At 70.0% G+C, this 12,050-nt stretch carries 12 protein-coding genes; 9 read left to right on the plus strand and 3 right to left on the minus strand.

Annotated elements, in window-relative coordinates:
- Positions 1-120: 120 nt before the first annotated feature.
- Both mdh and ACWEFB_RS34015 read left to right on the plus strand, forming a co-directional pair.
- A complete protein-coding gene (mdh, locus tag ACWEFB_RS34010; RefSeq protein WP_326560978.1) occupies positions 121-1,071 on the plus strand; it encodes a malate dehydrogenase in 951 nt (316 codons plus the stop codon).
- Positions 1,072-1,256: 185 nt separating this feature from the next.
- Positions 1,257-2,474 carry an NADP-dependent isocitrate dehydrogenase gene (locus tag ACWEFB_RS34015; protein WP_326560977.1) on the plus strand — a complete coding sequence of 406 codons (1,218 nt, stop codon included), beginning with the start codon at positions 1,257-1,259 and terminating at the stop codon, positions 2,472-2,474.
- 323 nt (positions 2,475-2,797) lie between these two features.
- On the opposite strand, the gene galT is transcribed toward ACWEFB_RS34015, so the two are convergent.
- Positions 2,798-3,886, minus strand: a complete 1,089-nt coding sequence (gene galT, locus ACWEFB_RS34020) for a galactose-1-phosphate uridylyltransferase (protein ID WP_452292061.1) — start codon at positions 3,884-3,886, stop codon at positions 2,798-2,800.
- A gap of 124 nt (positions 3,887-4,010) precedes the next feature.
- A complete protein-coding gene (locus ACWEFB_RS34025) occupies positions 4,011-4,784 on the minus strand; it encodes a DeoR/GlpR family DNA-binding transcription regulator (protein WP_452292062.1) in 774 nt (257 codons plus the stop codon).
- Positions 4,785-5,054: 270 nt separating this feature from the next.
- Between ACWEFB_RS34025 and ACWEFB_RS34030 the strand changes: the two genes are divergently transcribed.
- From ACWEFB_RS34030 to ACWEFB_RS34040, 3 genes are all read left to right on the plus strand, one after another.
- Positions 5,055-5,816 (plus strand): helix-turn-helix domain-containing protein, encoded by a 762-nt coding sequence (locus ACWEFB_RS34030; RefSeq protein WP_452292064.1) that lies wholly within the window; start codon positions 5,055-5,057, stop codon positions 5,814-5,816.
- Positions 5,804-5,998, plus strand: coding sequence for a DUF397 domain-containing protein (locus ACWEFB_RS34035; protein WP_452292066.1), 195 nt, complete (start codon positions 5,804-5,806; stop codon positions 5,996-5,998). Before ACWEFB_RS34030 ends, ACWEFB_RS34035 begins: the two co-directional genes overlap by 13 nt.
- A 197-nt stretch (positions 5,999-6,195) precedes the next feature.
- Positions 6,196-6,732, plus strand: coding sequence for a hypothetical protein (locus tag ACWEFB_RS34040; RefSeq protein ID WP_452292068.1), 537 nt, complete (start codon positions 6,196-6,198; stop codon positions 6,730-6,732).
- 36 nt (positions 6,733-6,768) lie between these two features.
- Here the strand turns inward: ACWEFB_RS34040 and cysC are convergent, their stop codons facing one another.
- Positions 6,769-8,298 (minus strand): adenylyl-sulfate kinase, encoded by a 1,530-nt coding sequence (cysC, locus tag ACWEFB_RS34045; RefSeq protein ID WP_452292070.1) that lies wholly within the window; start codon positions 8,296-8,298, stop codon positions 6,769-6,771.
- A gap of 185 nt (positions 8,299-8,483) precedes the next feature.
- Between cysC and ACWEFB_RS34050 the strand changes: the two genes are divergently transcribed.
- The 4 genes from ACWEFB_RS34050 to ACWEFB_RS34065 are packed head-to-tail and all read left to right on the plus strand — an operon-like array spanning position 8,484 to position 11,889.
- Entirely contained in the window at positions 8,484-9,404 is a 921-nt protein-coding gene (locus tag ACWEFB_RS34050; RefSeq protein WP_452292072.1) for an ABC transporter ATP-binding protein, read from the plus strand.
- Positions 9,391-10,269 carry an ABC transporter permease gene (locus ACWEFB_RS34055; RefSeq protein ID WP_452292074.1) on the plus strand — a complete coding sequence of 293 codons (879 nt, stop codon included), beginning with the start codon at positions 9,391-9,393 and terminating at the stop codon, positions 10,267-10,269. Before ACWEFB_RS34050 ends, ACWEFB_RS34055 begins: the two co-directional genes overlap by 14 nt.
- A complete protein-coding gene (locus ACWEFB_RS34060; protein WP_452292076.1) occupies positions 10,266-11,177 on the plus strand; it encodes an ABC transporter ATP-binding protein in 912 nt (303 codons plus the stop codon). Before ACWEFB_RS34055 ends, ACWEFB_RS34060 begins: the two co-directional genes overlap by 4 nt.
- A gap of 1 nt (position 11,178) precedes the next feature.
- Positions 11,179-11,889: an ABC transporter permease gene (locus ACWEFB_RS34065; RefSeq protein ID WP_452292078.1), complete on the plus strand. Its 711-nt coding sequence runs from the start codon at positions 11,179-11,181 to the stop codon at positions 11,887-11,889.
- Positions 11,890-12,050: the final 161 nt, after the last annotated feature.

Raw genomic sequence — 12,050 nt, forward strand, 5'->3', positions numbered from 1 at the left:
CGGCCCGGCCGGATCGGTCAGCCGGGGACGATCAGGCAAATCAGCCCCTGGCCGGACCGGTGGTCCGTTGGCTGATACGGTCCGGAAAAGAACCCGTCGGTAACAGAGAGTGGGACGACCATGGGCAAAAAGGTCACCGTCGTCGGCGCCGGTTTCTACGGCTCGACGACCGCGCAGCGACTGGCGGAGTACGACGTCTTCGACACGGTCGTGATCACCGACATCATCGAAGGCAAGCCCGAGGGGCTGGCGCTGGACATCAACCAGTCGCGGCCGATCGAGGGCTTCGAGACCAAGGTGGTCGGCCAGACCACCGGACCGAACGGCGAGGGTTACGAGGTCATCGAGGGCTCGGACGTGGTGGTCATCACCGCGGGCCTGCCCCGCAAGCCGGGGATGAGCCGGATGGACCTGCTCGCCACCAACGCCAAGATCGTACGGGTGGTCTCCGAGAGCGTGGCCAAGTTCGCCCCGAACGCGGTGGTCATCGTCGTCTCGAACCCGCTGGACGAGATGACCGCGATGGCCCAGCTCGCCACCCAGTTCCCCAAGCAGCGGGTGCTCGGCCAGGCCGGCATGCTGGACACCGCCCGGTTCACCACCTTCGTCGCGGAGGAGCTGGGCGTACCGGTGGCCTCGGTGAAGACCCTCACGCTCGGCTCGCACGGCGACACCATGGTGCCGGTCCCGTCGCGCAGCACGGTGAACGGCAAGCCGCTGCGCGAGGTGCTCCCGGACGCCAAGATCGAGGAGCTGGTGGTCCGTACCCGTAACGGTGGCGCCGAGGTGGTCGCGCTGCTGAAGACCGGTTCGGCGTACTACGCCCCGTCCGCCGCCGCGGCCAAGATGGCGAAGGCCGTGGCGACCGACTCCGGCGAGGTCATGCCGGTCTGCGCCTGGGTCGACGGCGACTACGGCATCTCCGGCGTCTACCTCGGCGTCGAGGCCGAGCTGGGCCGTGAGGGTGTCCGCCGGATCGTCACCACCGACCTGGACGCCGACGAGCTGGCCAGCCTCAAGGCCGCCGCCGAGGCGGTCCGGGCCAAGCAGGGCGACATCGCGAACCTCTGATCGAACCCGCCCCATCAGGGGCGACAGGCAGCACCGGAAAGAGTGGCCGTCCGACCCCGGACAGCCACTCTTTCCGGGTATCAGGGGAATGCCGGCGGGCAGGGCAGGCCGGGCGTGCGCCATCAGGCAGAGCCAGTACGCTCGTACTGCTTGAGCATGTGTCCCCCGAGAGGAGCGCCCGGCCGATGGCGAAGATCAAGGTAACCAACCCGGTCGTAGAGCTCGACGGCGACGAGATGACCCGGATCATCTGGAAGCAGATCCGGGAGCAGCTGATCCTGCCCTACCTCGACGTCGACCTGCACTACTACGACCTGTCGATCCAGTACCGCGACGAGACCGACGACCAGGTCACCGTTGACGCGGCCAACGCCATCAAGACCCACGGCGTCGGCGTGAAGTGCGCGACCATCACCCCGGACGAGGCCCGGGTCGAGGAGTTCGGCCTCAAGAAGATGTGGCGCTCGCCGAACGGCACCATCCGGAACATCCTCGGCGGCGTCGTCTTCCGTGAGCCGATCATCATGTCCAACGTGCCGCGCCTGGTGCCCGGCTGGACCAAGCCGATCATCATCGGCCGGCACGCGCACGGCGACCAGTACAAGGCGACCGACTTCGTGGTCCCCGGACCGGGCACGGTGACCATCACCTACACCCCGGCCGACGGCAGCGCGCCGGTCGAGATGGAGGTCGCCAAGTTCCCCGGCGGCGGCATCGCGATGGGCATGTACAACTTCGACGAGTCGATCCGCGACTTCGCCCGCGCCTCCCTGCGCTACGGCCTGGACCGCAACTACCCGGTCTACCTGTCGACCAAGAACACGATCCTGAAGGCGTACGACGGCCGGTTCAAGGACATCTTCGCCGAGGTCTTCGAGGCGGAGTTCAAGGCCGACTTCGACGCCGCCGGGATCACCTACGAGCACCGGCTGATCGACGACATGGTCGCCGCCGCGCTCAAGTGGGAGGGCGGCTTCGTCTGGGCCGCCAAGAACTACGACGGTGACGTGCAGTCGGACACCGTCGCGCAGGGCTTCGGCTCGCTGGGCCTGATGACCTCGGTGCTGATGACTCCGGACGGCCGTACGGTCGAGGCCGAGGCGGCGCACGGCACGGTCACCCGGCACTACCGGCAGTGGCAGAAGGGCGAGAAGACGTCGACCAACCCGATCGCGTCGATCTTCGCCTGGACCCGTGGCCTCGCCCACCGGGGCAAGCTCGACGGCACCCCGGCGGTCAGCGAGTTCGCCGAGAAGCTGGAGCAGGTCTGCATCGAGACCGTCGAGGGCGGTCAGATGACCAAGGACCTCGCCCTGCTCATCTCGCGGGACGCCCCGTGGCTGAGCACGGACGAGTTCATGGCCGCGCTCGACGAGAACCTGGCGAAGAAGCTCGGCGCCTGATTTTCGAGCACGTTCCCCGGAAGCCCGCCGGCAGTCGCCGGCGGGCTTCCGCGTACCCCGGGGGTGGCGGTCGTGGGGCGGCGGCGGCGCTTCATCGACGTACGTCAGGATCGATTTTGTGGCCCGTTACCGGCATCGGCCCGCGCTCGTTGACCAGGGTGGACGTGATGCCAGTCGCGTCCAGGAGGACCAGCCACTCGATGTCGCCGGAAACGGCGCCGGTCGGGCAGTCCTCCCGGCTGTTGCGCACAGCCAGCCGTCCCTTCCCTGCGGGGGGCCCTGTCCCGGGCCCCCCGCACCCTCTTCCTCCGCTTTCGCCGGGACTAGCCGCCGGCCTGGCGCAACCGCTCCGCCGCCTGCTCCGGCCGGATGTCGTTGATGAACGCGCCCATGGCCGACTCCGAGCCGGCCAGGTACTTCAGCTTGTCCGCCGCCCGCCGGATGCTGAACACCTGAAGGTGCAGGTGGCTCACGTCCCGGCCCTCGTGCACCGGCGCCTGCTGCCAGGCCGAGATGTACGGCATCGGCAGGTCGAACAGCCGGTCGAAACGGTTCAGCACGTCCAGGTAGAGAGGACCGAAGGCGGCCCGTTCCGCCTCGTCCAGCGCCGGGATGTCCGGCACCGCCCGGTGCGGGGCCACGTGCACCTCGAACGGCCACCGCGCGGCGGCCGGCACGTACGCGGTCCAGTGCTCGTTCGAGACGACCACCCGGTCCCCGGCGGCCCGCTCGGCGGTCAGGACGTCGGCGTACAGGTTGCGCCCGCCGGTCCGCTCCGCGTGCCGGCGGGCGGCGCCGAGCAGCGCCCTGGTCCGGGGCGGCAGGAACGGGTACGCGTAGATCTGGCCGTGCGGGTGCTGGAGGGTCACCCCGATCTCCACCCCCCGGTTCTCGAACGGGAAGACCTGCTCGACTCCGGGGATCCCGGACAGTGCGGTGGTCCGGTCGGCGAGCGCGTCGAGCACCGTACGGACCCGCTCCGGCGACAGGGTGGAGAAGGAGGCGTTGTGGTCGGAGGTGAAGCAGACCACCTCGCACCGCCCGACGCCCGGTCGGGTGGGAGTGAACGGGGTCAGCTCGCCCGCCGGCTCGCCCTCCCGGTCGCTCAGCGACGGGAACCGGTTCTCGAACACGGCCACGTCGTAGTCGTACGCGGGGATCTCGGTGGAGTGGGTCGGGGTGGACGGGCAGAGCGGGCACTCGGCGGTGCTGGGCAGGAAGATCCGGGTCTGCCGGTGTGCCGCCACCGCCACCCACTCGTCCACCAGCGGGTCGTAGCGCAGTTGCGAGGCGGGCGGCGGCGCCGGCAACTCCCGCCGATCCGGCTCGCCGCGTCCCGCCCCCTCGCCCTCGTGCTCGTCGAAGTAGATCAGCTCACGCCCGTCCGCCAGCTTGATCACAGTCCGTCTCATCCCACGCCCCATTTCGTCACGTCGTGTCCCCCACCCGTCCCCTCGCCCGCCCCCTCGCGCGCTCCCTCGCGCGTCGATCTAGGGCAAATGCAGGTGAGTTGATCTCCAATCACCTGCATTTGCCCTAGATCGACGCAACCAGTAGCTCCGCCACGTGCTCCTGGAGAGCTAGGTGGGCGGGAGTGGGGAGGGTGTCGTCGGTTACTACGGTGTGGGCGGCGGACAGGGGGGCCATGGAGGAGATGCCGACGGTGCCCCATTTGGTGTGGTCGGCGAGGACCACCAGCCGCTCCGACGCGGCGACCAGGGCTCGGTTGGTTTCCGCCTCCATCAGGTTCGGGGTGGTGTAACCGGCCCGGACGCTCATCCCATGCACGCCGAGGAAGACCAGATCCAGGTGCAGGGTACGGATCGCGCCCACCGCCACCGGCCCGACCAGCGCGTCCGACGGGGTGCGTACGCCACCGGTGAGCACCACCGTCTGGTCCGGTCGACCCGCCCGGTGGAAGATCTCCGCGACCGGGATCGAGTTCGTCACCACGGTCAGCCCTGCGGTGTCGACCAGCCGGTGGGCCAGGGCGGCGGTGGTGGTGCCGGCCGACAGCGCCACCGCCATGCCGGGCTGCACCAGGTGCGCGGCCTGAGCGGCGATCGCCGCCTTCTCGGAGAGCTGGCGGGCCGACTTGGCCACGAAGCCGGGTTCGTCGGTCGAGCCGGAGTCGGCGGAGGTAGCGCCGCCGTGCACCTTGGCCAGCAGACCCCGCTCGGCAAGCAGGTCCAGGTCGCGGCGGATGGTCATGTCCGACACCCCGAACTCGCCGGCCAGGTCGCTGACCCGTACCCCGCCGGCGACCCGAACCCGGTCCACGATCGCCGCCTGCCGCTGTTGGGCGAGCATCAGCCGGTCCCTCCCGCAGTCACACGTAATCCAACAGATATGAACATTACCGCGCGTGGCGGAGGGTGCTCCGGTGGGCTCCCGGCGGAGTGAATCTTGTGACTTCCCGGGCGTTCCTCGGGACGTCCCGACCATTCAAGAACGTCCTGGGTGATGGCGACTGGACACCTGAAAAAGCCGCCAAAACGCCTGGTCGGTAAGGGGCAGACATAGACGGTCCTGCTCCCTATGGTCGGTAGACGTCAGCACGTCTCGAACGGAGGTCCGGTAGTGAACGAAGCGCTGCGGGTGGCGATGGCGGAGCAGGGGCTGAGCTGCGAGGTGCTGGCCGAGAAGGTCGGTGTCGATCCGAAGACGGTGGGACGCTGGCTGTCGCCGGGGCGGATCCCGCACGGCCGGCACCGGATCGTGGCGGCCAAGGTCCTCCGGCGGGAGATCCTCGACCTCTGGCCCGATGAGGGCCGGCGGCGGCGGGACGTTCCGTGGTTCCGGCCGTGGCGCGAGGCGGAGGCGCAGTCACTCGCACTCCGGTGGTTCGAACCCAGCGTCATTCCGGGTCTGCTGCAAACCGAGGCGTACGCCCGCGCTGTGCTGGCCAGCGGCCCGATCGCCGCCGAGGACGTGGAGCGGTTCGTCAAGGTACGGATGGAGCGCCAGAAGGCAGTGTTCGACCGGCCCCGGCCGCCACTCGCCGTTTTTGTCGTGGACGAGGCGGCGCTGCTACGCGGTGCCCCGGAGCTGATGAACGAGCAACTCGACCACCTGGTCGAGAGTGCCAGCCGGCCGAACGTGTTCGTGCACGTCATCCCGCTCAGTGCCGGACTCTATCCGGGGCAGGCCGGACCGTTTGTCATCGGCAGCGTCGATGGTTCCCGCGATGTTTCGTACCTGGACAATCAGTTGGCGGGTCAGCTCGTGACCGACCCGAACGAACTGGCCGTGCTGGTACGGGTCTGGGATGCTGTTCGCGGGCACGCGCTGCCCCGTGACCAATCGATCGAGTTGATGAAGGTCAGGCCATGGATGAAGTGATGATCAGCCCGCACTGGCGCACCAGCACGCGCAGCAGCTCGAACGGCGGCGCCTGCGTGGAGGTCGCCGACAACCTTCCCGGCCGGGTGCTGGTCCGGGACACCAAGGACCGCGACGGCGGCACTCTCAGCTTCGGTCCGGACGCCTGGCACGCCTTCGTGGAGCTGGCGAAGCGTCACTGACTCCGACCCACGTCACGCCCCCGTCCCGTCGCGACCGACGGCGCGGGGGCGTTGCCGACCCATCAAGCTGCTCCGGCGATCCCCTGGACCGGCGCTCATCCGAACGTCTCGGGATGGGGTGGTCCTGTTACGAGACCATCGGGGTGCTGGCAGGTCCTGCATGCGCCAGCGGACACCCGCGCTGACAGGAGAGCCCCGTGAGTATCTGGGAATCGGTGTCGCTCACCGTGGTGGGCGGAGTGGTCGCTGCGGCAGCAGGGCTGTTGGGGGCGGCGGTCCAGGCGCGCCAGGCGGCTCAGGCGCGCCGGGACCAGGAGAAGCGCGAAGACCGGTACCGGCTCCATCAAGATCGCTTAGCGACGTACGTCGCGTTTCATCTGTGCGCCAGCGATGCTCGGGCGATCCTGCAGGACCTCGTCGACGACGACGACGAGGACGACGCCCAGCGTCGGGCGGTGCGCAACGAGACACAGGGGGCGTACGCCAAAGTCGTCCTGCTCGGCGGTGCCGAAGTCATCGTGGCCGCGCGCCGGATCATGGTTTTCATCGACGGCGTCGTCTACCGCCGGGAGCCGTTCGACTCGGGTGCGTGGAGCGACGTCATAGGGTCGTTCCAGGAGGCGGCCCGGTACGACCTGACCGGCCACCGGGATCTGGCCGACATCTGGGCACGCCACGATTGGCCGGCTCCGCCACCACGTCGAAGCCCCGACGCGGCCGAACGGGAACGGTAGTTCCTCCGGTCAGGGGGGCACAGCCCTGCCTCCCGGTCAGGCCGGTTGGAGGCGGGGCTCGACCCAGCCGGTTTCGGTCAGGTGCACCAGCACCGCCGTGACCGCCTCGTCGATCGTCAGCTCGCTGGTGTCCAGCACCAGGTCGGCGTCGGTCGGCTCCTCGTACGGGTCGTCGATGCCGGTCATCCCCTTGATCAGACCGGCCCGGGCGCGGGCGTACAGGCCCTTGCGGTCCCGTTGCTCGCACACCTCCAGCGGGGTGGCGACGTGGACCAGCAGGAAACCCGCCCCGGCCGCGTGGGCCATCTGCCGGGCGGTCGCCCGTGCGGCGGCGTAGGGCGCGATCGGGCAGCAGATCGCCAGGCCGCGGTGCCGGGCAACCTCCGCGGCAACCCAACCGATCCGGCGTACGTTCAGATCCCGGTCGGCCTTGCTGAAGCTGAGCCCGGCGGACAGCTCCCGGCGTACCACGTCACCGTCGAGCAGGGTGACGGTCCGGTCGCCGCTCTCCCGCAGCGCGTCGGTGAGGCCGCGCGCGACGGTCGACTTGCCCGAGCCGGACAGCCCGGTGAAAAAGACGACCAGTCCCCGGTGTCGGCGCGGCGGCCGAGCACGGGCCAGCTCACGGGCCACCGCCGGGGGAGTGTGCCACTCCGGCAGCGGGAAGCCCCGGTCCAGGAGGTCGTCGATCTCGTCCGGGCGCAGGGCCAGCCGCCGGTTGCGGGGCGGGATGTCGTCGCGCCACCGCCACTGCCCGTCCCGGTTGTCGTAGGCCAGCTCGCGGGGGACCAGGACCCGCAGACCGGGGCCGGCGAGCATCTCTCCGGTGGAGAGCAGGTGGGTCACCCCGTACGCGGCGGCGACCCGGGCCCGGAGCAGGGCGTCGCGGATCTCGTCGCCCCGTCCCGCCATCGGGATGGCGACCAGCGTCGCCGGGGGCATCCGGTCGCGGGCGGCGAAGACGCTGCGGACCAGCACCTCCGGCGGCAGCCCGTCCGGGTTGGTGTCGGTGACCGGGATCAGCACCAGCAGGTGCGCGGCGAGCGTTTTGGCGGCGTGTGCGATCTGCGCGAGCTGGGGGCGGTGCAGCGGCCGGTCGGTGATCACACCGAGCACCCGGCCGGGCGGCAGCAGGTCGCGTACCTCGCTCGGGGATCGGCGCAGCCGCTGGAACGGGCCGTGTCCGCCGTCGCCGAGGGCACGCACCGCGCCACCGACGCCGTACGAGCCGTCCCGGGTTGGCCAGAGGTCGGTGACCTCCAGCAGGGCCACCGGGGCGTCCTCCAGGTCGGTCAGCACCAGGGCCCGCCGCAGCGGATTGGCGAGGTCCAGTCCCTCGGCCACCCCCGAGGGGACCTGGAGCGTCACCGGCACCGGCCACGGGGTGCCGTCGGCCAGCCGACCGCGCCGGCCCAGTGCGGCCAGGTCGGCCCGCCCCAGGAACCCGCCCAGCGGCGCGTACGCCCCACTGAGCAGCAGCTCCAGATCGGCCAGCTCGTGCGGACGCGGCGTGTACGCCGGCGCGTCCCGCAGCACCTCATCGGGTAGCACCCACCCGTTGCTCATCGAACCCCCCACCCACCCGACCGGCACACAGTTTCTCAGCCAGCCGCCCATCGGTCGAGAGTGCCACCCCACTCCACTCCGGGCAGATGATCGTCAACCCCTAGTGGCCCGGCCGGTCCCATTCCAGGGAAGGGCCAGGGTGGTGCGGGAACCCCGAGCTGGCCGATCGGGCCTACGCTGGCCGCGTGACACTGATCGCGACCCAGTCGCTCACCAAAACGTACGGCAACCGGGTGACCGCGCTCGCCGATCTCACGGTCGCGGTCGAGCCGGGCGTCATCGGGCTGGTCGGTGCCAACGGCGCCGGAAAGTCCACCTTCATCAAGATCATGCTGGGTCTGCTCGCCCCGACCTCCGGTCAGGTACGGGTCCTGGGCCTCGATCCGACCACGGAGAGCCAGGCGGTCCGGGCCCGGGTCGGCTACATGCCGGAACACGACTCACTGCCGCCGGACCTGTCCGCCGCCGAGTTCGTCACCCACCTGGGCCGGATCAGTGGCCTGCCCCGTACGGTCGCCCGCGAGCGGGCCTCGGAGGCGCTGCGGCACGTCGGCCTCTACGAGGAGCGCTACCGGCAGATCGGCGGCTACTCCACCGGCATGAAGCAGCGGGTGAAGCTGGCCCAGGCGCTGGTGCACGACCCCGACCTGCTGCTGCTCGACGAGCCCACCAACGGTCTCGACCCGGCCGGGCGGGACGCCATGCTCGGCCTGATCCACCGGATCGGCACCGAGTTCGGCATCTCGGTGCTGGTCTGTTCGCACCTGCTGGGCGAGGTCGAGCGGATCTGCGACACCCTGGTCGCGATCGACGGCGGGCGGCTCCTCCGCTCGGACAACATCACCGCGATGACCACCGCGATCGACGTACTCGCGGTCGAGGTGAGCGAGGGCACCGAGGAACTCGCCGCCCGGCTCGCCGAGCTTGACCTCCCGGTCCACCGCGAGGACCGGATGCTGCTGGTCCGGCTCGACGACGACCGCACCTACGACCTGATCCTGACCGCCGTCGCCGAACTGGACCTGCCGCTGCACCGGCTCGACCAGCGCCGGCACCGCGTCGCCGAGCTCTTCGCCACCCGGGAGACGACCAATGCCCACGCCTGAACCGAGGACTGCCCCCAGCGGGGTCATCCACGACATCGGCTACCAGCGGTACGACGGGCCGAGGCTGGGCCGGCGGCACATCCTCGGCGCTCTCTACCTGCACAGCCTGCGTACGGCCTTCGGGCTCGGCCGCAGCGCCAAGGCGAAGATCTTCCCGTGGCTGATCATGAGCGTGGTCGGGGTGGTCGCGGTGGTGCTCACCGCGATCCAGGTGCAGACCGGCGTGGCGGCACTGGGTTACAACGACTTCCCCGAGGTCCTCAGCATCCTGATCATCTTCTTCTGCGCGGCGGTCGCGCCGGAACTGGTCAGCCGTGACCTCCAGACCGGGGTGCTGCCGCTCTACTTCGCCCGGCCGCTGGAGCGCGCCGACTACGCGATCGCGAAGCTGGCCGCACTGATCACCGCGACGTTCCTGCTGCTGGCCGTACCCCTGACGGTGATGTTCGCCGGGGCGGCCTTCTCCGCCGACAACCTCAGCGCGGTCTGGCGCGAATTCGGCGACTACCTGCCCGGTGTCGCCTACGCGGCGCTGCACGCGGTGGTCTTCTCCTCGGTCGCGGTGCTGGTCGCCGCGCTGGTGAAGCGCCGGGCCGTCGCCGCCGCCGCGGTGGTGGCGGCCTTCCTGGTCACCACCCCGATCGTCGGGGTCCTGGTGGTCCTGCCGTACGAGACCAGCAGGGAACTCTCCGGCCTGGTCAACCCGGCCAGCCTGGTCGGCGGCGTCGGCGACTGGCTGTTCGAGACGACCGGTGACATGGGCATCGGCGGGTGGGGCCCGCTCTACGGTGTGGTCACCGTCGCCCTGGTCGCGGCCTGCGTCCTCCTGCTCTTCGCCCGCTACCGGAAGGTTGCCCGCTCATGACCGACGTGGAACTGAGCGGGGTGTCCCGCTGGTACGGCAACGTCGTCGCCGTCAACGACGTGACCATGACCCTCGGCGCCGGGGTGACCGGCCTGCTCGGCCCGAACGGCGCCGGCAAGACCACCCTGCTGCACATGATGGCCGGTTTCCTCGCCCCGTCTCGGGGTGCGGTCACCCTCGGCGGCGAGCCGACCTGGCGCAACCCCGCTGTCTACCGGCGCCTGGGTCTGGTCAGCGAGCGCGAGGCGGTACACGGCTTTTTGACCGCGTACGAGTTCGTGCTGGCCAGTGCGCGCCTGCACAGGCTGCCGGACGCGGAGTCGGCGGCCCGCCGGGCGATCGAGCTGGTCGAGATGACCGACGCGCAGGACCGGCGGATCGACACCTACTCCAAGGGCATGCGGCAACGTACGCGGGTCGCGGCGGCGCTGGTGCACTCGCCGGAGGTGCTGCTGCTCGACGAGCCGTTCAACGGGATGGACCCGCGTCAGCGGCTGCACATGATGCAGCTCCTGCACTCCCTCGGCGAGGCCGGGCACACCATCCTGTTCAGCTCGCACATCCTGGAGGAGGTCGAGGAGGTCTCCGGCACCGTCCAGGTGATCGTCTCCGGCCGGCTGGCCGCCTCCGGTGACTTCCGTTCGATCCGGCGGTTGATGACCCACCGCCCGCACGTCTTCACCGTCCAGTCCAGCGACGACCGGCGCCTCGCGGTCGCGCTGATCGGGGAGCCCTCGGTCAGCGGGGTCGAGCTGGACAAGGAGGGGCTGACCGTACGCGCCGGTGACTACGGCAGCTTCACCCGCGTACTGCCCAAGATCGCGCTCGGGTCGGGCATCCGGGTACGCCGCCTGCTGCCCTCGGACGAATCCCTGGAGAGCGTCTTCTCCTACCTGGTGGAGGCCTGACATGTCGACTATCTCCTGGATCACCACGCGGGGGCTCTTCGGCCGCCGCAGGTTCCTGCTGCTGGTCCCGCTCCCGCTGCTGCTGGTGACGCTGGCCGCCCTGCCCCGCGCGGCGGGCGCCGACGTACGCGAGTGGGCGCCGGTGGTGCTGGTCGGACTCGGGTTGGCCGTCGTCCTGCCGGTCATCTCGCTGATCGTCGGTACCGGGGTGCTCGGTGCCGAGATCGACGACGGCACGATCGTGCACATCCTCACCAAGCCGCTGCCCCGCTGGCAGATCATCCTGCCGAAGCTGGCCGTGTCGGCCGGGGTGAGCGCGGTGACCGTGGCCGTCCCGCTCTACGTGGTCGGGGTGCTCGCGGACTCCGTACGCCTGGGGTTGGCACTGGTGGTGGCGAGCGCGATCGGGGCGCTGGCGTACTCCGCGGTTTTCCTGGCCCTGAGCCTGCTCACCCGGCGGCCGGTGCTGCTCGGCCTGGTCTACGTGCTGATCTGGGAGGGACTGCTGGGCAACTTCGTCGGCGGGACCCGCAACCTGTCGATCCAGCAGTACGTGATCACGATCGCCGACAGGATCGCCCCCACCCAGCTCCTCACCAGTCAGGTCTCCCTCCCTGTCTCGATCATCATGGCCGCCATCCTGACGATCGGCTTCACCATCCTGGCCATCGACCGCCTCCGCTCCTTCTCCGTAGCCGGCGAAACCAGCTGACCCACCCCGCACCCCTCGTCGTCGGTGCGCAGATGTAGAGAAAGAGTGGCAATTTCCTCGCGAATTGCCACCCCGTGCTCAGTCGGTGGAAGCAATCGGGCTGGTTAGTAGCTCGGCGAAGATTTCCTTGGGTTTCTTGTAGCCGAGGATGCGGCGGGGTC

This window comes from Micromonospora sp. NPDC004704 (assembly GCF_053601675.1).